Here is a 21,623-nt window from a genome sequence, read left to right on the forward strand (position 1 = left end):
AGCCCCCGCGACGCCGCAACGTTCGTCATTCCTGTACGCCGAGTGTCCCCGACGCTGTGAGGGCGCAACCCATGTGGATTACGCTCCCGCCTTTTCGCCGTCGCCCTTCTCGTCACCCGGAAGGATATAATGCGCACCCTCCCACGGAGAGAGATTGTCGAACTGGCGGTATTCCTGTGTGAGCGACACGGGCTCATAGACCACGCGCTTCAACTCTTCGTCGTAGCGCACTTCGGTGTAACCCGTGGTCGGGAAATCCTTGCGCAGCGGGTGGCCGCGGAACCCGTAGTCCGTCAACAAACGACGCAAATCGGGGTGGCCCGAAAAGATGATCCCGAACATGTCGAAGACTTCGCGCTCGAACCAGTTGGCCGACGGATGCACGTCAACGATTGACGCAATCGTCTCGTCCTCACGCACCGCCGCGCGGACGCGGATGCGGTGGTTCTGATACATCGAGAGGAAGTGATACACGACATCAAAACGCTGCGCCCGTGCGGGATAATCCACGGCCGTGATATCGACCAAGGTGGAAAATTTGCACGTCGCGTCGGATTTGAGGAACTCGACGAAATCCACGATTCTGGACGCGGGCACCGTCACCGTCAGCTCGCCAAAGGCAACCTCGGTGGAGACCACATCATCGGGACGTTTGAGTTCAATATGAGCGGCAAGCTCCTGAAGTGCTTCAGTCATCTCATCCCCTCCTATCGGGCAATCGTGCCAGTGCGGCGGATTTTGCGTTGCAGTTGCAAGATGCCGTACATCAGGGCTTCCGCTGTGGGCGGGCAACCGGGAACATAGACATCCACTGGCACAATACGATCACAACCGCGCACAACCGAATAGCTGTAGTGATAATAACCGCCACCGTTCGCACACGATCCCATCGAAATCACATAGCGTGGCTCAGGCATCTGATCGTAAACCTTACGCAGCGCGGGAGCCATTTTATTGGTCAGCGTGCCCGCAACGATCATCAGGTCGGACTGACGTGGGGAGGCACGTGGCGCTGTGCCGTAACGCTCAAGGTCGTAGCGCGGCATAGAGGTGTGCATCATCTCGACCGCACAACAGGCCAGACCAAAGGTCATCCAGTGCAGCGAGCCCGTGCGGGCCCAGTTGATAATGTCCTCGGTGGAGGTCAGCAGGAACCCTTTGTCCTGCAACTCTTTGTTGAGCACCTGCGTGGAGTGTTCTTTGTCCACACCCGCCGTATTCTGCGAAGTCATCACGCCCATTCCAGCGCTCCTTTCTTCCACTCATAGGCAAAGCCTACGGTCAGAACGCCCAAGAACACCATCATCGACCAAAACCCGACGATACCAACATCCTTGAACGCGACGGCCCAAGGAAAGAGGAAAGCGATTTCCAAATCGAAGATAATGAAGAGGATCGACACCAGATAGAACCGCACGTCGAACTTCATGCGTGCATCGTCAAAGGCGTTAAAGCCACATTCGTAGGCCGACACCTTCTCAGGGTCGGGATTGCGAACGGCGACGATCAGGGCGGCGAAAATGAACACGAGACCCAGCACGATGGCGAGGCCTAGGAAAATGACGATGGGAAGGTAGTCCCGAAGCAAGTCTTCCACGAGCGGCTCCTTAGAGTTGCGCCCACGCTTGGCTTGGATAGCGGCGCGGCGCTTGGCTTAAGCTGCACGTGGTTTAGACCCCTGCGTCATTGTGGTCAACCAAACGCGCCGTTTTTTATCCCCGTATTTTCCAGTGTTTGGCGGGTTTTCCCTGACTTTAATCAAAGCGCCTTTCGAAAAGGCAGCGCTGAGCCCGATATGAGGCGCAAAAGTCGATTCGACACAGGAGGGGCGCAGCTATACCTTACTGTTTTTCTTGGATTTATGTGATGACGCAACGACAAGCCACACGAATAAGACGCCCGTCACATCCCTTTCAGTCCCCAGCGCGCAAAACCTCATCACGAATGATCCGCGCAAGCAGGGCGCAATCCTCAAGGCTAAAGGTCAGCGGCAAGCGCATATCCACAATCGCCCGCAACACACGATCGCTCTCGGGCAAGGGCTGCGGGTCGGCATAGCGCCAACTATCATAGCGCGAGGTAAAGGCCACAGGCTCGGGCGCTCCGAACCATTTCAATTCGACCCCCCGCGCCTTGCACCGCGACACGACAGCCTCAATCTGTGAATCACTCCAATCAAGTAACAGGAACTGGATCGACGAGCCGACAAAGCCCTCTTGCTGCGGCCGCTCGATCAGGGTTAGCCCCGCCACATCGCGCAACCCCTCCTCGACAACACGGTAACGGGCGTTCCAATTATCCACCTGCATCGCAAGCTGCCGCAATTGCACCCGCAGGATCGCTGCCCGCAAATGATCCATACGCCCCGAAATATTGGGCGTGTCATACTTCACCTTTTCGAACACCTCGACGGGTGGTCGCGCCGTGTGCGCCCCGTATAACATGTACGAACCCGACAACATGATGGCCCGCGCGGCCACCTCGTCATCGTCGGTCACAAGCAAACCGCCCTCACCAGAATTGATGTGTTTATAGGTCTGCGTCGAATAGCAGGCGACCGCACCATGACGCCCCGATGGAACCCCGTCCCACGTCGCACCCATCGTATGGGCGCAATCCTCGATCACCGTCACGCCTGCGCCATTACAGATGTACATCAGCGCATCCATGTCCACGATATGGCCACGCATATGCGACAGCATCAACACCCGTGCCCCACTTTCGGAAATCTTGACCTGAAGATCATCAAGGTCGATCACCAATCCGTCCGTCACCCCGACGAAAATCGGCCGTGCCCCCACCGAGGCAATCGCGCCCGGCACAGGGGCGAGTGTAAAGGCATTGGTCAAAACCGCGTCACCCGCGCCAACACCCACAGCCCGCAATGCACAGCCAAGCGCATAGCCGCCAGAGGCCACAGCGAGCGCATATTTCGCACCTGTGTAGGCCGCAAACTCTTCCTCCAGAAGCGCAACCTCGCCCACCTCATCGGGCAGGACATTGTAGCGATGCAGCCGCCCTGATCGCATCACCGCGACCGCCGCCTCTATCGCCTCTTCTGGAATCGGCTCTTGTTGAGTGAAATTGCCGCGAAACACCTCGTCGCTCATCCGATCAACTCCCGCGTCAAACGCCCAAGGTCATTGTAATCATGCAATAATGCCTCAGGCGCGAGATCCTTGACCCCTGCCCCATCAGGCCCGAAGGTCACAAGCGCACAAGGCACCCCCGCCGCCCGCGCTGTTTCGCGGTCCGTCTCGGTATCACCGACAATAAAGCTTTGCGCCACTACACCGCCCGCCTCCTCGACAGCAGCGATATAGGGTTTGGGATCAGGTTTGCTCACACCTACGGTCTGTGCTCCGATCATCGAGGCAAACAGATCGCGAATGCCAAGTGAAACCAACAGCCGATCCGCCAAGGCCTCGGGCTTGTTGGTGCACACGCCGACCGCATATCCATCCGAACGCAACGCCTCGACCGCCTCCGCCGCCCCGTCATAAAGCCGCGTATGCACGTCGATAGCCTCCCCGTAGGCGTCGATCAAAATGGGATATTGTGTCGCGACATCCTCAGCCGTAAATGCAGGTTTCACTCGCTCGAACCCCAAGGTGAGCATCGCCCGCCCACCGCGAAAGGCCGTGCGCGCATCGGCAACAGGATCAAGAACATCCCCATACCCGAGCGCGCGAAAACACACGTTGGCCGAGGCAATCAGGTCGGCAGAGGTATCCGCAAGCGTCCCGTCCAAATCGAAAATCACTGTCCGCATCACGACCCTCTTTCGCTGAATTGCCGCATCGTCGGCAAACTTGCGCCGCCCATCTGTAATGTGGCGACAAAATTAGTGAAGCCCCACCCCTTGCGGTGCTACCACGCATCGGTAAAACGGCTTACGAATAAATTAAAGTAAAGATTAGGACAATTACATGCCAACCGCCCTCATTATATTAGCCGCAGGCCAAGGCAGCCGTATGAACTCGGACCTACCCAAAGTGCTCCATGAGGTCGGCAACGCGCCGCTCTTTGCACATGCGTTGGCCGCGGGTAGCGCCCTTTCCCCCGAGAAGACCGTATTGGTGGTCGGACACGGTGGTGATTTGGTTGAGGCCGCAGCACGCAAGATCGACGAGACCATTACGGTCGCCCGCCAAACCGAACAACTTGGCACCGCTCACGCCGTGGCGCAGGCCCGCGATGCCCTTGCCGATTTCGACGGCGACGCGCTCGTGCTTTATGGCGACACACCCTTTGTCTCCGCCGAGACGCTCGAACGCATGACCTCCGCCCGCGCCACCCATGATGTTGTCGTCCTCGGATTTGAGGCTGCCGACCCCGCACGCTATGGCCGCCTCGTGGTGAATGGTGACAGATTGGAACGCATCGTCGAGTTCAAAGACGCCGATGCCGCCACCCGCGCCATCACGCTGTGCAACTCTGGCGTGGTCTGCGCCGATGCCGCCACGCTCTTTGCGCTCATTGATGCGGTCGGGAATGACAATGCCTCGGGCGAATACTACCTCACTGATATTGTTGAAATCGCATGGAAAATGGGCAAGACTGCCACTGCAGTGTCCTGCGATGAGGCAGAAACGCTCGGCATCAACACCCGCACCGAACTGGCCCGCGCCGAGGGGTTATTCCAAGCCTCCAAACGCGCCGAGGCGCTTGAGAACGGCGTCACCCTCACCGCGCCGGAAACTGTATTCTTCTCGCTTGATACCTACATTGGCCGCGACGCGGTGATTGAACCCAACGTGGTCTTTGGCCCCAATGTGACCATCGAATCCAACGCCCGCATCCGCGCCTTTTCCCATCTTGAAGGCTGTCATGTCTCGATGGGCAGCACGGTTGGCCCCTTTGCCCGCCTGCGCCCCGGAGCGGAGCTGTCCAACAACGCCCATGTCGGCAACTTCGTCGAGATCAAGAATGCAAAGATCGGCGAAGGCACCAAGGTCAATCACCTCACCTATATCGGGGACGCCGAAATAGGCGATGGCACCAACGTCGGCGCAGGCACGATCACCTGTAACTATGACGGCGTGTTCAAACACAAAACTACCGTGGGCAAAAACGCCTTTATCGGCTCAAACACCATGCTCGTCGCTCCTGTCACCCTCGGCGATGACACCATGACGGCGAGCGGCTCGGTGATTACAACAGATGTCGAGGCCGGTGCCTTGGCCATCGCGCGTGCGCGTCAGGTCAACAAAGCGGGTCTCGCGGTACGAATGTTCGAAAAGTTAAAGTCTGCGAAGAAAAAATCGCAAAAAGGGTCTTAAAATGTGTGGAATTGTAGGGGTTCTCGGAACCCATGAAGTCGCGCCACTTCTGGTCGAAGCCCTCAAACGCCTCGAATACCGTGGCTATGACAGCGCAGGCATCGCCACTGTGAGCAACGGCAAACTCGATCGTCGTCGCGCCGTTGGAAAACTGGTGAACCTCAGCGACGAATTGGTGCATAACCCGCTCGCTGGCAAGTCCGGCATCGGACACACCCGTTGGGCCACCCATGGTGCCGCCACGGTCGAAAACGCCCACCCGCACCAAGCGGGGCCTGTGGCAGTTGTCCACAATGGCATCATCGAAAACTTTCGTGAGCTGCGCGCGGATTTGGCGGCAAAGGGCTATAACTTTATCACCCAGACCGACACGGAAACCGTGGCCCTTCTCGCCCAAAGCTTTATCGACGCAGGCAAATCCCCTGTGGAAGCGGCCATGTCCACCATCGACGCGCTCGACGGGGCCTTTGCCCTGTGCTTCCTCTTCGATGGCGAAGACGACCTGCTTGTCGCCGCCCGCAAAGGCTCGCCCTTGGCCATCGGTCACGGGGACGGCGAAATGTATGTCGGCTCCGACGCCATTGCCCTTGCCCCGCTCACAGACCAGATCACCTACCTTGACGAAGGCGACCGCGCGGTGTTGACCCGCAGCTCCCTCGACATTTTCGACGCGAGCGGCGCGCAGGTACAGCGCATACGCCGCGAGATCAAACTCGACGCCACACGGATCGAGAAAGCGGGCCATAAACACTTCATGTCAAAGGAAATCGCCGAACAACCCACGGTGATCTCCGAGGCCGTCAACTACTACCTCTCCGCCGACGGGAACGGCATTGTCCTGCCCGATGACGGGATCGATTTCTCCGACTTCGATCGCATCGTCATGGTCGCCTGTGGCACGGCCTATTACGCCTGTTTCACGGCGAAATACTGGTTTGAACAGATCGCTCGCCTGCCCGTCGAAATCGACGTGGCCTCGGAATTCCGCTACCGCGAACCACCTGTCTCGCCACGCACTCTGGCCATTTTCGTCAGCCAGTCGGGCGAAACCGCCGACACCCTCGCCGCCCTGAATTATATGTCTGGCAAAGCCGCCAAAATCATCTCCGTGGTGAACGTGACGGAAAGCTCTATTGCCCGCGGAAGCGATTTGGCGCTGCCCATTTTGGCGGGCGTTGAGGTCGGCGTGGCCTCGACCAAGGCCTTTACCTGTCAGCTGTCCGTGCTCGGCCTTTTGGCGCTGCACGCGGCTCATACACGCGGCGAGATTGACGACGCAGGGCTCGCCAAACATCTGGCCGAGATGCGCACCCTTCCCGGCTTGATGACCCGCGCACTCGACCTCGACGCGCAATTCAACGATCTGTCCCAAGAGCTTGCAGAGGCCTCAGACGTATTGTTCCTCGGGCGCGGCGCGATGTTCCCGCTTGCCCTCGAAGGCGCGTTGAAACTCAAGGAAATCAGCTACATCCACGCCGAGGGCTATGCCTCCGGCGAACTTAAACACGGCCCCATCGCCCTGATCGACGCTCATATGCCTGTGATCGTCTTTGCACCGCATGACGCCCTGTTCGACAAAACCGTCTCGAACATGCAAGAGGTCATGGCCCGTGGCGGTAAGGTCTTGTTGGTGTCGGATAAGGCGGGGTTGGACATTGCGTCTGACGGCGTCTGGAAAACAGTGCAAATGCCTGCTGTCTCTGACTTCTTCGCCCCAATTCTCTACGCGCTTCCTGCGCAATTGATCGCCTATCACACCGCCGTTGCCAAAGGCACGGATGTGGATCAACCCCGCAACCTTGCAAAATCGGTGACTGTCGAATGACCCCACAAGAGGCGCTTGCCGCGCTCCAATCCGAAGGCGACGCCACCCGCGCCGCTGATCTGTCCACGCGTTTCGGCGCAGGGGACTATATCGGAGTCGCCCCTGCCCGCCTCGAAGAGATCGCCCGCACATGGCGGCAGGACGTGGCCTTTCCCGAACGTCTGGATCTGGCCCGCGCGCTTTGGGAAAGCGACATCTTTGACGCCCGCGTCATGGCAGCAAAACTGTTGACCCAAGCCCGCATAAAAGACGACGCCGAGATTTGGGACCAGATTTGCGCGTGGATTGCTCAAGCCCGCAACTGGGCCGAGATTGACGCGCTTGGCGCTGCGGGTGGACGTCGCATTATCGTCGACCTGAGCCGCATGGCGATGGTCCACGACCTTGCCACCTCGGAGCGCGCTCTGGATCGCCGCGCCGCAATGATCCTCAGCACGCCGCTCGCCAAACTGGCCCATCCGAGCAAAGACGAACTCAACGCCATCGACGATGTGTTATTCTGGCTCACCCACGCCCTGCAAGACGCAGACAAGGATGTGGCCCGCACCGCTGACACGTGGGTGCGTGCCCTCGGCAAACACGACAGCAAACGGGCCAAGATGGTACGCCGTGTGGTCGAGATGCGTAAAAGTGATGTGTGAGCCACTTGGCACTTGTGCGGCCTGCGCGTAGGCTCACCGAATGACAAACGCCCCTCGCTTAATCGACCCCTTTGCCCGCGCGATCACATACCTTCGGGTTTCGGTGACGGATCGCTGTGATTTCCGCTGTGTCTACTGCATGGCGGAGAACATGACCTTCCTGCCCAAAAAGGAGCTTTTGAGCCTCGAAGAGTTGGACCGCATGTGTTCGACCTTCATCGGGCTTGGCGTCGAAAAACTGCGCATCACGGGCGGGGAGCCTTTGGTGCGGCGCGGGATTATGACCTTTTTCAACAGCATGACCCGCCACCTCGACAGCGGGGCGCTCAAGGAATTGACCGTCACCACCAACGGCTCGCAACTGGAGCGCTATGCCACTGATCTCTATGCGGCGGGTGTGCGGCGCATCAACGTGTCGCTCGATACGCTCGACGCCGACAAGTTTGCCCGCGTGACCCGTTGGGGACGGCTCGATCAGGTGCTACGCGGCATCGACGCGGCCCGCAATGCAGGCCTGCGGGTCAAGATCAACGCCGTAGCCCTCAAAGGCTTTAACGAGGACGAACTCTTTGCCCTAACCGACTGGTGCGCCCGCGAAGATATGGACCTGACCTTTATCGAGGTGATGCCCATGGGCGATCTCGGCAATGAGGATCGCGTCGGGCAATACTGGTCGCTTGACGATCTGCGCGGGGATCTGGCCACACGGTTCACTCTCACGGACCTGCCCGAAAGCACGGGCGGCCCTGCGCGCTATGTGCGCCTTGAGGAAACAGGGCAAAAGATCGGGTTCATCACGCCGCTGAGCCATAATTTCTGCGAAAGCTGCAACCGCGTGCGCATGACCTGCACGGGTGAGCTGTATATGTGCCTCGGGCAAGAGGACAATGCGTCTTTGCGCGACATCATGCGGGCAACCCCTGAGGATGATGGCCCGCTGATTGCCGCCATTCAGGCCGCGATTGCCAACAAGCCCAAGGGCCATGATTTCGATTATTCGCGCCAGCGTGCCGACGGTCAGGTATCACGCCACATGTCCCACACGGGTGGGTGAGGCGCGCCCGAAAAACAGTCCAGTGGACTGTTTTTAGCGCCGAACGCGCGGGTACCCCTACCCGCGCCGGTTTATAAGAGACTACCCCATCGCCACGCGCCGCGCGAGCGGCTCCCCAAATAAAATGGCGCCGCCCCGAGGGGCCGCGCCTTTATCATCTCGCGATTTGAGGGTGTTAGCCCGCCAGACGGCTTTCCACCATTTCAACATACCATGACGACCCTGCGGGAATGGCCTCGTCGTTGAAGTTGAATTTGGGGTGGTGGACCGGGGCGCTATCGCCGTTGCCGATAAGGATATACGCGCCAGGACGCGCTTCCAGCATATAGGCGAAATCCTCGCCCCCCATCACCAGTGGGGAATGCTCACATTTGCCCGCGATTTTGGTTGCGGCCTCGATGGCATATTCGGTTTCGCGCTCGTGGTTCACCATCACAGGATAGCCGCGATGATACTCCACCGTAGCGGTCGCGCCAAAACTTTCGGCGATGCCATTCGCGATTGCGGTGATGCGCTCTTGGGCCTGATCGCGGATCGCGGCGTCGAGTGTGCGGGCTGTGCCCTTGAGTGTCACGCTTTGCGGAATGACGTTATGCGCTTTCGATGAGGTCTCGAACGAGGTGACGGAGACCACGACCTGCTCGGTCGGATCGACATTGCGCGAGGCGATGGTTTGCAGCGCGACCACCACATGCGAGGCCACAACCGTGCTATCCACCGTTTCATGCGGCTTAGCGGCGTGACCGCCCTTGCCGTCGATCGTAATCACAAACTCGTCGGCGGCGGCAAAGAACGGACCGGAGCGAATGGCAAAGCTGCCGACCTCATGGCCTGGCCAGTTGTGCATCCCGTAGACTTCGTCGATGCCGAAGCGCTCCATCAAGCCCTCTTCGCACATCACACGACCGCCGCCGCCACCCTCTTCGGCGGGTTGGAAAATCACCACGGCAGTGCCGTCGAAATTGCGGGTCTCGGCGAGATATTTGGCCGCGCCGAGCAACATGGAAGTGTGACCGTCATGGCCACAGGCATGCATCACACCCGGCGTTTGCGAAGCATATTCGACGCCTGTTTCTTCCAAAATAGGCAGTGCATCCATATCGGCCCGCAGACCGATGGTGCGGCCAGAGGCTGCTGATTTGCCTTTGATCACGCCGACCACGCCGGTTTTGCCGATGCCTTCAACCACCTCGTCACAGCCAAACGCCCGCAACAGGTCGGCGACCTTCGCCGCCGTGCGGTGCACCTCGAACATCAATTCGGGATGGGTGTGGATGTCATGTCGCCATTCGGTGATCTCGGGCAACATTTGCGCAATGCGGTTTTTGACGGGCATGGGTGGCTCCTTGGTGGGTGAGTGTGGTGGACCGATTCACGCCCACTGAACGAGCCAATCGGGCGCGTTGCAAGTGTGGCATCTGGATCCATGCTATTCTTGCTCAAATTGAGCGCCTACCTGCCCTTCGTCAAGCACACATGCCTATTAATTTACCAAAAGATTAAAAAATCAAATAATCGTCACGTCACCCCTTGCCCCATTGCGTCAACCTGCTACCGTTTATCTAATTCGATGCCTGAAAACAGGTGCGAGATAATAAAAAACTAACAAGTATAATAACTTGGGGGATTCACATATGGCCGATGGGGCCGCTTCCGTATTAGATGTACGGGACCTGACATGCGTGTTTGAGACACGCGGTGGGTCCGTTCACGCCGTGAACTCCGTCACCTTCTCTCTCAAATCCGGTGAACTTTTAGGTGTCGTAGGAGAAAGTGGATCGGGCAAATCCGTGACGATGATGTCGCTGATCGGCCTTGTCCCCTCCCCGCCTGCTCAGGTCACGGGAACGGGCGTCAGCTTTGGCGGCCTAAACCTGTTGACCGCCTCCGAGGACGAATTGCGGGCCATTCGCGGCGCGCGGATCGGTTTCGTGTTCCAAGACCCCATGACCTCGCTCAACCCCGTGTTCACCGTCGGCTTTCAATTGATGGAGCCGCTGCGCAAACATATGGGGATGGACAAGGCGCAAGCGCGCGTGCGAGCCAAGGAACTGTTGGAGCTTGTGGGCATTCCCGATGCCGAACGCCGTCTCAAAGATTATCCACACCAATTCTCGGGCGGGATGCGCCAGAGGGTTATGATCGCAATGGCGCTGGCCTGTGATCCCGAAGTGTTGATCGCGGACGAGCCGACCACCGCGCTCGACGTGACCATTCAGGCGCAAATTCTGGAACTGATGCACGAGCTGCGTGAAAAACTCGGCATGGCGGTGATCTGGATCACTCACGATCTCGGCGTGGTTGCAGGAATCGCCGACCGCGTTTTGGTCATGTATGGCGGCCAGATTGTCGAACATGCGCCCGTGCGCGAGTTGTTCAAGGCCCCTGCTCACCCTTATACCCGCGCCCTGTTGCAGACAGTCCCGAGTGTGCGCAGCGAGCGCGAAGATCGTCTTTTGGTTATCGAAGGCCAACCGCCGATCCTGCACGCGCACCCGACCGCCTGCCCCTTCCGCGACCGATGCGCCTATCGTTTCGAGCGGTGTGACCACGAGAACCCGCCGCGGTTCGATCTGGATAACGGCCACGATGCAGCCTGTTTTTATGACTTCGAGACGGGAGGACCACGCAATGCTTGATGCGGGCGAAAAGACACCTCTGGTCGAAATTCGTGACCTGAAAATGCACTTCCCCATCCACGCGGGCCTGTTGCGCAAACGTGTAGGCGAAGTCAAAGCCGTCGACGGGATTTCGTTCGACATCTATGAGGGCGAGACCCTTGGACTTGTCGGCGAAAGCGGCTGTGGGAAATCGACCGCAGGACGGGCGATTTTGCGTCTCTATGACATCACCGAAGGCTCGATTGTGATTGACGGGCGCGAGATCGGCGACACGCCGCAGCCCGAATTGCGCGAAATGCGCACCACGATGCAAATGGTGTTCCAAGATCCGCAAGCCTCGCTCAACCCGCGTATGAAGGTCTCCTCCATCATCGGGGAGCCGCTTGATGAGCACACCAAGATGAGCCGCGCCGAAAAGCGGGCCAAGGTCTTGGAATTGATGGATGCTGTCGGTCTCAACCGCGACTTTGCAGGCCGCTACCCGCACGAGTTTTCAGGCGGTCAGCGTCAGCGGATCGGCATCGCCCGTGCGCTTGCGCTCAATCCGAAATTCATCGTCTGCGACGAGCCGATTGCCGCCCTCGACGTCTCTATTCAGGCGCAGGTGGTGAACCTGCTCGAAGACCTGCAAGAAGAGTTGGGCTTGACCTATCTGTTCATCTCGCACGACCTGAGCATGGTGCGCCACATCGCCGACCGCGTGGCGGTGATGTATCTTGGGCGGATCGTCGAACTGGCTGACCGCGAGCGTCTATATGAGACGCCCGCACACCCTTATACTCAAGCCCTCCTGTCCGCCGTGCCCGAACCCGACCCGTGGGTCGAGGAAAAGGTCGAGCGGATCATATTGCAGGGCGATGTGCCCTCCCCGTCAAACCCGCCGCAGGGTTGCAATTTTTGCACCCGCTGCCCGAAGGTGATGGAGATTTGCAAAACGCAGGAGCCGCCGGTGGTCGAGGTCGCCCCGGGTCATATGTCGGCCTGCCACCTGCACCAAATGTAACACATAACCATAGCAAAGAGCCTCTATCCAAAGAGGCCGGATGCACCACACGAAGAACCAACAAGGAGAGGTTAAACTATGAATTTCAAAGCAACCCTACTGGGCGCCGCCGCAGCATTTGCGTTCGCCCCAGCGGCTTTCGCGGAACGCGGGGCCGATGGCCACCTCAACATCATCTATTGGCAAGCCCCCTCGTCGATGAACCCCTATCTGTCGGGCGGCACCAAAGAACTCGAAGCTGCCTCGCTCGTGCTTGAGCCTCTCGCACGCTACGACGAAACCGGCGCCATGGTGCCATACCTCGCCGAGAGCGTTCCGACGGTTGAAAACGGCGGCGTTTCCGAAGATCTGATGCAGATCACATGGAAGCTCAAAGAGGGCCTGAAATGGTCCGATGGCAAGCCCCTGACCTCCGAGGATGTCAAATTCACTTGGGAATATTGCACCTCTGAGGGTGGCGGCTGCTCGCAGTCCGAGAAATACAACGACGTGGTCGCCGTTGAGACGCCTGACGATCTGACCGTTGTGGTCAAATTCGGCGTTGCCAAGCCCTTCCCCTACGGTCCGTTTGTCGGCGCTCAGGCCCCGATCATCCAGAAAGCCCAGTTTGAAAACTGCACAGGCTCCGCAATGGCGTCCTGCACAGACGAAAACTTCGCACCTATCGGCACAGGCCCCTTCGTCGTTGACGAGTTCAAAACCAACGACGTAGCCTCCCTGTCTGCCAACCCGAACTACCGCGACCCTGCAAAACCCGCGTTTGCAACCGCGACGCTCAAAGGGGGCGGTGATGCCGCTGCTGCTGGCCGTGCCGTTCTGGAAACAGGCGAGTTCGACTACGCATGGAACCTGCAACTGGCCCCCGATGTGCTTGCCGATATGGAAAGCAAGGGCAAAGGCAAGGTGATCTCCGCCTTCGGGACGCTCGTTGAGCGCATCATGGTGAACTTCACCGATCCGTCACCCGAGTTGGGCGACGAGCGCGCCACCGCTGCGCATCCGCACCCCATCCTGTCGGATATCAAAGTGCGTAAAGCGCTCTCTATGGCCATCGACCGTGCGCTTCTGACCGAGATCGGCTACGGCACCGCAGGTCGTCCGACCTGTAACGTTCTGCCGGCTCCTGCGATCTACAACTCGACCGCAAACGACGCCTGCCTCGTTCAAGACATCGAAGGGGCCAAAGCCCTCCTCGAAGAGGCTGGCTGGGTCGACACCGATGGTGACGGCATCCGCGAAAAAGACGGCAAACCACTTGCCCTTTTGTTCCAATCCTCCACCAACGCGGTGCGTCAGGATTTCCAAGCGATCATCAAACAGTGGTGGGCTGAAATCGGCGTAGAAACCGAGTTGCGCAACATCGACGGTTCCGTATTCTTTGGCGGCGATGCAGGTTCGCCTGACACGTTCCAGAAGTTCTTTGCGGACGTTGAAATGTACGCCAACAACTTCGACGGCACAGACCCTGAAGCCTATATGGCCAACTGGGAGTGTAAGCAGGCTCCACGTCCTGAAACACAATGGCAGGGCAACAACATGCCACGCTTCTGTTCCGAAGAGTATGACGCACTGGTTGCCGAAATGGCAGGCACAGGCGAACTGGAGAAACGCGCCGAACTGGCCAAAGCGATGAACGACATGCTGATGCAAGAGTATGCCATCATCCCACTGGTTGACCGTGGTCGTGTGTCCGGTCGCTCCAACGCCCTTGGCGGTGTGATCCTCAACACATGGGATTCCGAGCTTTGGAATGCCGCTGATTGGTATCGCGTCAAGTAAGCTACCCTACCATCGAGGGGTGCCGTTTGCGCGGCACCCCTTCCCTCCACCCCGAACAAAGACCTGAACCGAGGCGTCACACATGCTCAATTTCACGATCCGTCGGCTTCTCCTATCCATCCCGACGCTTCTGTTCATCTCTTTGGTGATCTTTATGCTCTTGGACCTCGCGCCTGGCGATCCGATGTCCTCCATTCCGCTCACCGTACCTGATGAGGTCAAACAGCGGATGCGCGAGGCGCTCGGCCTCGGCGAGCCTGTCCACATCCGTTACCTGCACTGGCTCAAACAGTTCTTCATCGTCGAGCCAATGGTGATGTGGGACAGCATCTTCGGCACGGACTTCTCCGAAGGTATGCAGCGCGTCATCTCGTTTCAGAACCGCGCCCCCGTGATGGACACCGTCTACCAACGTCTGCCGCAAACGCTGTGGGTCATCGGCCTGTCCTATGTCTTTGCCACCCTGATCGCCCTGCCCATCGGCATCCTGTCGGCCTACCGCCAGTATTCATGGTTCGATCAGATCGGGACGTTTATTTCGATGATCGGCTTTTCGATCCCCACCTTCTTTTCGGGCGTGCTTCTGATCGTCGTGTTCTCGGTTATCCTTGGATGGTTCCCGTCGATCTACGACACCACCCTCGTGGTCAATGACTGGTCCAGCTTCGTCAAACAACTCCAACAGATGGCCATGCCCGTCTTTGTGCTGACGCTCTACAACGCCGCACAGGTCTCGCGCTTTATGCGGGCTTCGACGCTCGACAACCTCAACCAGGACTACGTGCGCACCGCCCGCGCCAAGGGGATGTCCGAGCAGGTTGTGGTTCTCAAACACGTTGTGCGCAACTCGATGATCCCCGTTGTGACCGTTATCGCCCTCGGCGTGCCCAACATCTTTGGCGGCGCGATCATCACCGAGCAGGTGTTTCAGGTGAACGGCCTTGGCCAGCTCCTGATCACTGCGATCTACGCCTCCGACGCGCCGATGGTGCAAACCGTGACCTTTATCTTCGCGGTGCTCATCGTCCTGTTTAACCTGATCGCGGATGTCCTCTACGGCATCCTTGATCCGCGCATCCGCTACGATTGAGGAGAGAGTCATGAGCAACACCCCCGTCCTCACCCCCGCAACCGAGACCCCGCGCCCCCCACGCAATCAGTGGTGGGATGTTTGGGATCAGTTCAAAACCCACAAAGGCGCAATGGCAGGGTTGATCTTCTTTGTCTTTATTGTCGCCGCTGTCTATCTCGGCCCCTACCTGTGGCGCATTGATCCAAGCTACATCGACATTCGCGCCCGTAACCAAGGCCCGTCATGGGCGCATCCCTTCGGGGCGGACCAACTGGGTCGCGACATCCTCGCGCGGATGCTCACAGGGGGACAGGTCTCCATCTCCGTGGGCCTCACCGCCATGCTGCTCTCTCTTGTCGTGGGCACATTTGTCGGCGTGATTGCGGGCTACTGGAAACGTCTCGACGGGTTGCTGATGCGCCTGACCGACCTGTTTCTGGCCCTGCCACTGCTGCCGCTGCTGCTCGTCATCATCATGTTGTTCCGCGATCCGCTGCGCAAAGTCTTCGGCCTTGAGATGGGGATCTTCATTCTCATCGTTTTTGTCATCGGCATCACCTCTTGGATGCAAACGGCGCGGATTGTGCGCGGCGATGTTCTGGCTCTCAAGGAACGCGAATACGTATTGGCCGCCCGCTCCATCGGCACGCCGAGCCGCCGTGTGGTGTCGCGTCATATCCTGCCCAACATCATGTCGCCCATCATGGTCTCGGCCACGCTCGGCATCGCCAATGCGATCATCACCGAGAGTGCGCTGTCGTTCCTCGGCCTCGGCTTTCCACCCGACTATCCCACATGGGGACGGCTGTTGTTCGACGCCAAGGACATGATCCAGCAATACCCCGAGCGGGTGATCTGGCCCGGTTTGGCGATCTCGCTTACGGTGCTGTCGGTCAACTATATCGGTGACGGGCTGCGCGATGCGCTCGATCCACGGATTCGCGGCCGCTAGACCTGCACACATTCAAATAAGACCGAAAGTGCGCCCCTCATCAGGGCGCACTTTGCGTTTGTTTTGCCGCTACGCCGCCGCCCACGAACGCTGTCCCGTGGCGTGCAGCGCCAAGGAACAATATTCTCGCAATTGCGCCCTTTCGACCTGTTCCGCCTCTTGATCCTGCCGCGGATTCCCCTCTATGTGGGACAAAATCCTGCATCAGAAGAAGACGCGCTATGTATGAACAGCTTGGACTAGACATCTCGCCCCGCGAAGCCTCCATCCTTCTCGGCCTTCTCATCGGCCTCGCCTTTGGTGCCATGGCCGAAGTGTCGCGCTTTTGTTTCCGCCGCGCCATCGCGGGCCCTCTTCACGAACGCAAATCGGCGGCTGGTGTCTGGCTCGCCGGTCTGGCCACAGCCGTGATCGGCACGCAACTCGCCGTAGCCCAAGGGCTGATCTCCTTTGACGAACATCGCTTCATGGTCGCGGATATTCCCGTTGTGGCCATCGCTGTCGGCGGGCTGATCTTTGGCGCGGGCATGGTGCTGACACGCGGCTGCGTCGCGCGTCTGACGGTTCTGGCGGGCACGGGCAACCTGCGGGCTGTTCTGGTGCTGCTGACCTTTGCGGTGATCGCCCATGCAACCCTCAAAGGCGTGCTGACCCCGATCCGCACCGCGCTCTCTGGCGTCACCCTGCCGCTCTCCTCCGCCGCCCTGCCCGGATCGCCGCTGATCTGGACCGCACTCATCGCAGGGGCCGCAGCCCTTGCCGCGTGGCGCTTTGCCGATAACCGCCGCAACCTCCTCCTCGGTGCGCTCATCGGCCTGTTGGTCCCCGCCGCATGGATCGGCACGGGCTACGTCCTGTTCGACGAATTCGACCCCATCGCCCTCGAAGGCATCTCCTTCACCTCTCCCGCCACCGAAGCCCTATTCTGGACCGTCGCTTCAAGCGCCATTCCAGCAGGCTTTGGCGTGGGTCTCTTGGGGGGCGTGATCGCAGGCGCATTGGTCCTGTCGCTCATCTCGGGCCGCTTTGAGTGGCAGAGCTTTTCCTCCCCCCAACAAACGGGCCGCTACCTTGGCGGTGCGGCGCTTATGGGCGTGGGCGGTGTGCTTGCAGGCGGCTGCACCATCGGCGCAGGCCTGTCAGGCGTGCCAACACTGTCCATCGCGGCAGTCTTGGCGCTCCTCTCCATCGGTGTCGGCGGTGCCTTGACCGCCCGCCTTATTGGAGATGGTGTTTCTTCAACCGCCGCAGACCAAGCCACATCATCAGCACCACAGGCGGCGTAAGGATCGCGAGCGCCATCCCCTTTGTCAGGCCAAGCGGTTCCAGAAACGGATAGACCGCATAGCCAGCAAGGCCCAAGGCGTAATAGCTGATCGCCACGACCGACAGCCCCTCGACCGTCTCTTGCAAACGCAGTTGCAAATCGGCGCGGCGATCCATCGACGACAGCAAAGCTTGGTTCTGCGCCTGTCGCGCCACATCCACCTTCGTGCGCAGCAAATCTGCCGCCCGTGCTGCGCGTTCTGCCACGCCGTCGAGCTGTCGCTCGGCGGCTTTCACCGTGCGCATGGCAGGATCAAAACGGCGCATCATAAATTCGCTGAACAACTGCCGCCCGTGAAACCGCGTCTCGCGCAGCACCTCAATGCGCTGCGTCACAATCGCCTCATAGGCCCCCGTCGCGCCAAAGCGGAAGTTGGTCCGCGTCACAAGCGTCTCGATCCGCGTGGACAGACGCAAAATATCATCGAGCAAACCGTCCTCGGCCACATCCGCACCCTCCTCTGACATCGCCGCCATCAGACGTGACAGTTCGGTTTCGATCTCGGCCAACTCCGCCACGACTTTACGCGCCTGCACGAGGCCGAGCATCGACATGGCCTTGTAGGTTTCGATCTCACACAGCCGTTGCACCACACGGCCAATGCGCTGCTCACCTGTATCGGGACGCGGGAACACGGCAAAGCGCATATGCCCCGCCTCGTCGATGCGAAAATCCGACGCCACCACAAGCGCCTCGTCAAGCACATGCGCCACGGCAAGGCTTTCATGCTCGAACCACTGGCTCAGGCGCTCTTTCATCACCTCATGACTGTCGGCAGGCTCGATACGGATCAGCGCGGAAGTGATCCGCTGACCCGGAGCCTCCTCAAGCCAGTCTTCGGGGAAGACCTCAAAGTCCGACTTGTCATAGGCCCGCTCCCCGACCCCGTCGGCAAAAACGGTATAGGTCACGAACTCGGTATGGCTTTCCCATTTGAGACGGTATTTGCCGATCTCGCCCATGTAATGCGTGGCATCGGGCGCGGGGTGCGCGGCTCCGTAGCGATCCAGAAGCGCGATGAGATGGGCGCGATCAAGGCTGCGATCTCGACGCGCGGCATCACCCTCCGCACGGATCGCCAGATAGGCCGCCTGTCCTGGCGACTGGACCCGTGGGAAAGGGCGGGCATGAAGTTCGTTGGCCAGCTCGTAGCGGCGCGGGTGATCACAAAGTGGTGCCATGTCGGGCCGCCTTTGGTGCAATATCTTTTCGCAACCATAGCGGCCAGGCCCCTCATCTCAAAGGGCGTATTTGTCGCATTATCAATGCCTTGAGGGAATACAATCGTATACTGGCAGAAACGCCACAGCCCTGTGGCGCCCCGCACTCACATCCCGGCGGCGTCTAAAGCGGTGTCCATCAACGCCTTGATCTCGCTCTCACCCGTCTGGGCAACGATACGGCCAAGCTCCTGTTCGCCTTTGAGAACCACCAATGTGGAACGGCGCGGAATGTTCAAACCCTTGGTAAAGGCGTGACGCCCGTAGTCGTCCCAATCGACGTCGATAAAGGTGATATGTTGCTCATAGGCGGGGTTGGCGGCCTTGAGCGCGTTGATCACCCGCTCTTGTGCTGCACAGGTCGTACACCACGAGGCTTTGAAGTCGAGGAACACGGTTTTGCCCGCGGCCAGTTCCTTGGCCACAAGGCCGGGGGTGAAGGCCATCGGCGCGGCGGTTGCGCCCACGGGCGAGAACGCGAGCGCACCCGTGGCGGCTGCGGCAGTCAGGATAAAGTCACGACGTTTCATGTGCGTTTCCTTTCGGGAATTAGAGCGAGACAGAGAGATCAATCAGCCATGCAGGCAGGGATTGAACCGCCCATGCTTCGATCATGTGGTGAATGCGGAACAGGATCATCAGGCCAACGGCGAGGAACACCGCGCCAAGGATCGGACGGGATTTGTCAGCCAAACGGCGCATCAGCGCTTGGCGACGTTGCAGCGCCGAGCGTGCGCCGTAAGACAGGCCGAGGATCAGCGTCGAGACCCCCATCGCAAAGCCCACCATGATCAGCGCCGCTTGGCCCAGCCCTTCGCCTTGGGAGGCAAGGGCAATGGCCCCGCCAAGCGTTGGCCCGATGCAGGGGCTCCACACGATGCCGAGGAGCAGCCCCGCGAAAAACTGCCCTGCGACAGGATCAGAACGATCGACGCTATCAATACGCGCATCAGCGCGGGCGGCGAAGGACGATGTGGCGCGGGTAAAGAGCGCCGACAGGGGCGGGATCAACAGGATCAGGCCAAAGACCACCATGAGGATCGCGCCGATCTGGCTCAGGCGCTCTTGGTCGAGGCCGATGGAATAGCCGATGGTTGTGACGAACAGGCCAAAGCCCACGAAGGAGACGCTCATCCCCGCCGCCAAAACCACAGGTCCGATGCGCCCCGCCTGTAGAGACGTGGCCAGAATGATTGGCAGGATCGGCAAAACGCAGGGGTTAATCAACGTCAGCAGTCCCGCGCCATATGCGAGTAAAATGTCCATGCGCATAATGTGGCGCAGGGCGTGACCACTGTCACCCAACGATCCCCTGACGCCGCCTCACATGGGTGTCAGGGCGTTGTAACAAAAGGGAGGCGGAAACAACAAAGGGCGCCCACATGGGACGCCCTTTGACTTTGGTTTGATCACTTGCCTTAGTCGAGCTTTGGCAACAGCGCGTTCATGCTGTCCTTAGCGTCGCCATAGAACATGCGCGTGTTCTCTTTGTAGAACAGCGGGTTCTCGATACCCGAGTAGCCCGTGCCCTGCCCGCGTTTGGAGACAAAGACCTGCTTCGCTTTCCAGACTTCGAGAACCGGCATACCCGCAATCGGGGAGTTCGGATCTTCTTGGGCTGCGGGGTTCACGATGTCGTTGGAGCCGATCACGATGACCACGTCTGTGTCAGGGAAGTCCTCGTTGATCTCGTCCATTTCCATCACGATGTCATAAGGCACCTTGGCCTCGGCCAGCAGCACGTTCATGTGACCGGGCAAACGGCCCGCCACGGGGTGAATGGCGAAACGCACATTCTTACCCTTGGCGCGCAGCTTGTTGGTCAGCTCCGACACAGCAGCTTGCGCCTGCGCCACGGCCATGCCGTAACCCGGAACGATGATCACGCTGTCGGCCTCGTTAAGTGCCGTTGCCACACCATCGGCGTCAATAGCCACCTGTTCGCCCTCGACTTCCATCGCCGGACCACTCGTGCCGCCGAAGCCGCCCAGAATGACCGAGATGAAAGACCGGTTCATCGCCTTACACATGATGTAGGACAGGATCGCGCCCGAGGAGCCAACCAGTGCGCCCACAACGATCAGGAGATCATTGGAGAGCGAGAAGCCGATCGCGGCAGCCGCCCAGCCAGAGTAGGAGTTGAGCATGGAGACCACGACAGGCATATCCGCACCGCCGATGCCCATGATCAGGTGATAACCGATGAACAGCGCAGCCAAGGTCATCACGAAGAGCGGGAAGAAGCCGCCCGTGTTGAAATACCAGATCAGGCAGATCAGCGAGAGCGCAGCCGCACCCGCATTGAGCGCATGACCACCAGGCAGTTTCTTGGCCGTGGAGGAGACTTTGCCCGCCAGTTTGCCATAGGCGATCACGGAACCGGTGAATGTCACCGCCCCGATGAAGATGCCCAAAAACAGCTCGACCTTGAGAATGTTCAACTCGACCGGAGACTTGTGCGCGACGAGTGCGGCAAAGGTGCCGAGGTCTTCGCCACCGTGCAGACCCGCGACCTGCCCCATAACCAAATGCGCATTATAGCCGACAAAGACCGCTGCCAGACCGACGAGCGAGTGCATCGCGGCCACAAGCTGTGGCATCTCGGTCATCTGGACGCGTGTCGCGACCATATAGCCGATAGCTCCACCAGCCGCGATCAGGATCAGTGACAAAAGCCACAGCCCAGAGCCTGGTCCGATGATCGTTGCAAACACGGCCAAGGCCATGCCGACAATGCCATACCATACAGCGCGTTTTGCGCTTTCTTGTCCCGACAGACCTCCCAAGGAGAGGATGAAGAGGACGGCTGCGACCACATAGGCCGCTGTTGTAAATCCGAATTCCATT

At 59.4% G+C, this 21,623-nt stretch carries 20 protein-coding genes; 10 read left to right on the forward strand and 10 right to left on the reverse strand.

Annotated features, from left to right (window positions below; all coding sequences use genetic code 11):
- Positions 1 to 78 precede the first annotated feature (78 nt).
- From ACN0TS_RS10000 to ACN0TS_RS10020, 5 genes are all read right to left on the reverse strand, one after another.
- Positions 79 to 696, reverse strand: coding sequence for an NADH-quinone oxidoreductase subunit C (locus ACN0TS_RS10000; RefSeq protein ID WP_417259210.1), 618 nt, complete (start codon positions 694 to 696; stop codon positions 79 to 81).
- Between the two features lie 11 nt (positions 697 to 707).
- On the reverse strand, positions 708 to 1,241 hold the full coding sequence (locus ACN0TS_RS10005; RefSeq protein ID WP_417259211.1) for a NuoB/complex I 20 kDa subunit family protein: 534 nt from the start codon (positions 1,239 to 1,241) through the stop codon (positions 708 to 710).
- Positions 1,232 to 1,597 carry an NADH-quinone oxidoreductase subunit A gene (locus tag ACN0TS_RS10010; RefSeq protein ID WP_417259212.1) on the reverse strand — a complete coding sequence of 122 codons (366 nt, stop codon included), beginning with the start codon at positions 1,595 to 1,597 and terminating at the stop codon, positions 1,232 to 1,234. The genes ACN0TS_RS10005 and ACN0TS_RS10010 overlap by 10 nt, the downstream gene beginning before the upstream one ends.
- Positions 1,598 to 1,913: 316 nt before the next feature.
- A complete protein-coding gene (locus ACN0TS_RS10015) occupies positions 1,914 to 3,110 on the reverse strand; it encodes a DegT/DnrJ/EryC1/StrS family aminotransferase (protein ID WP_417259213.1) in 1,197 nt (398 codons plus the stop codon).
- Complete coding sequence (locus ACN0TS_RS10020) at positions 3,107 to 3,772, reverse strand: HAD-IA family hydrolase (protein WP_417259214.1); 666 nt, start codon at positions 3,770 to 3,772, stop codon at positions 3,107 to 3,109. Before ACN0TS_RS10020 ends, ACN0TS_RS10015 begins: the two co-directional genes overlap by 4 nt.
- A gap of 157 nt (positions 3,773 to 3,929) precedes the next feature.
- Here ACN0TS_RS10020 and glmU point away from each other — a divergent pair, with 157 nt between their 5' ends.
- From glmU to moaA, 4 genes are read left to right on the forward strand one after another with little or no spacing between them, the layout of a single operon-like run.
- Positions 3,930 to 5,282 (forward strand): bifunctional UDP-N-acetylglucosamine diphosphorylase/glucosamine-1-phosphate N-acetyltransferase GlmU, encoded by a 1,353-nt coding sequence (gene glmU / locus ACN0TS_RS10025; protein WP_417259215.1) that lies wholly within the window; start codon positions 3,930 to 3,932, stop codon positions 5,280 to 5,282.
- Between the two features lies 1 nt (position 5,283).
- Positions 5,284 to 7,107, forward strand: a complete 1,824-nt coding sequence (gene glmS, locus ACN0TS_RS10030) for a glutamine--fructose-6-phosphate transaminase (isomerizing) (protein ID WP_417259216.1) — start codon at positions 5,284 to 5,286, stop codon at positions 7,105 to 7,107.
- Positions 7,104 to 7,748: a DNA alkylation repair protein gene (locus ACN0TS_RS10035; RefSeq protein ID WP_417259217.1), complete on the forward strand. Its 645-nt coding sequence runs from the start codon at positions 7,104 to 7,106 to the stop codon at positions 7,746 to 7,748. Before glmS ends, ACN0TS_RS10035 begins: the two co-directional genes overlap by 4 nt.
- Before the next feature lie 40 nt (positions 7,749 to 7,788).
- Positions 7,789 to 8,802 carry a GTP 3',8-cyclase MoaA gene (gene moaA / locus ACN0TS_RS10040; protein ID WP_417259218.1) on the forward strand — a complete coding sequence of 338 codons (1,014 nt, stop codon included), beginning with the start codon at positions 7,789 to 7,791 and terminating at the stop codon, positions 8,800 to 8,802.
- A gap of 175 nt (positions 8,803 to 8,977) precedes the next feature.
- On the opposite strand, the gene ACN0TS_RS10045 is transcribed toward moaA, so the two are convergent.
- Positions 8,978 to 10,138 (reverse strand): M20 aminoacylase family protein, encoded by a 1,161-nt coding sequence (locus ACN0TS_RS10045; protein WP_417259219.1) that lies wholly within the window; start codon positions 10,136 to 10,138, stop codon positions 8,978 to 8,980.
- Between the two features lie 298 nt (positions 10,139 to 10,436).
- Between ACN0TS_RS10045 and ACN0TS_RS10050 the strand changes: the two genes are divergently transcribed.
- The 6 genes from ACN0TS_RS10050 (at position 10,437) to ACN0TS_RS10075 (ending at position 17,515) form a co-directional block, all read left to right on the forward strand.
- Positions 10,437 to 11,441, forward strand: coding sequence for an ABC transporter ATP-binding protein (locus tag ACN0TS_RS10050; RefSeq protein ID WP_417259220.1), 1,005 nt, complete (start codon positions 10,437 to 10,439; stop codon positions 11,439 to 11,441).
- The gene (locus tag ACN0TS_RS10055) at positions 11,434 to 12,426 is read left to right on the forward strand and encodes an ABC transporter ATP-binding protein (RefSeq protein WP_417259221.1); all 993 of its coding nucleotides are present in this window, start codon (positions 11,434 to 11,436) and stop codon (positions 12,424 to 12,426) included. The genes ACN0TS_RS10050 and ACN0TS_RS10055 overlap by 8 nt, the downstream gene beginning before the upstream one ends.
- Positions 12,427 to 12,504: 78 nt before the next feature.
- The gene (locus tag ACN0TS_RS10060; RefSeq protein ID WP_417259222.1) at positions 12,505 to 14,205 is read left to right on the forward strand and encodes a peptide ABC transporter substrate-binding protein; all 1,701 of its coding nucleotides are present in this window, start codon (positions 12,505 to 12,507) and stop codon (positions 14,203 to 14,205) included.
- A gap of 82 nt (positions 14,206 to 14,287) precedes the next feature.
- Entirely contained in the window at positions 14,288 to 15,295 is a 1,008-nt protein-coding gene (locus ACN0TS_RS10065; RefSeq protein ID WP_417259223.1) for an ABC transporter permease, read from the forward strand.
- A gap of 10 nt (positions 15,296 to 15,305) precedes the next feature.
- Positions 15,306 to 16,229 (forward strand): ABC transporter permease, encoded by a 924-nt coding sequence (locus ACN0TS_RS10070; protein WP_417259224.1) that lies wholly within the window; start codon positions 15,306 to 15,308, stop codon positions 16,227 to 16,229.
- 221 nt (positions 16,230 to 16,450) lie between these two features.
- Entirely contained in the window at positions 16,451 to 17,515 is a 1,065-nt protein-coding gene (locus ACN0TS_RS10075; RefSeq protein ID WP_417259225.1) for a YeeE/YedE family protein, read from the forward strand.
- On the opposite strand, the gene ACN0TS_RS10080 is transcribed toward ACN0TS_RS10075, so the two are convergent.
- The 4 genes from ACN0TS_RS10080 to ACN0TS_RS10095 form a co-directional block, all read right to left on the reverse strand.
- Complete coding sequence (locus ACN0TS_RS10080) at positions 17,448 to 18,737, reverse strand: DUF3422 family protein (protein ID WP_417259226.1); 1,290 nt, start codon at positions 18,735 to 18,737, stop codon at positions 17,448 to 17,450. The two genes, ACN0TS_RS10075 and ACN0TS_RS10080, sit on opposite strands and share 68 nt — an antisense overlap.
- Before the next feature lie 146 nt (positions 18,738 to 18,883).
- A complete protein-coding gene (locus ACN0TS_RS10085) occupies positions 18,884 to 19,306 on the reverse strand; it encodes a thioredoxin family protein (protein ID WP_417259227.1) in 423 nt (140 codons plus the stop codon).
- A 19-nt stretch (positions 19,307 to 19,325) separates the two neighbouring features.
- Positions 19,326 to 20,042, reverse strand: a complete 717-nt coding sequence (locus ACN0TS_RS10090; protein WP_417259228.1) for a cytochrome c biogenesis CcdA family protein — start codon at positions 20,040 to 20,042, stop codon at positions 19,326 to 19,328.
- A gap of 152 nt (positions 20,043 to 20,194) precedes the next feature.
- Positions 20,195 to 21,622, reverse strand: a complete 1,428-nt coding sequence (locus ACN0TS_RS10095; protein WP_417259229.1) for an NAD(P)(+) transhydrogenase (Re/Si-specific) subunit beta — start codon at positions 21,620 to 21,622, stop codon at positions 20,195 to 20,197.
- Position 21,623: the final 1 nt, after the last annotated feature.

Source organism: Celeribacter sp., from assembly GCF_048266405.1.
Classification (GTDB): Bacteria; Pseudomonadota; Alphaproteobacteria; order Rhodobacterales; family Rhodobacteraceae; genus Celeribacter.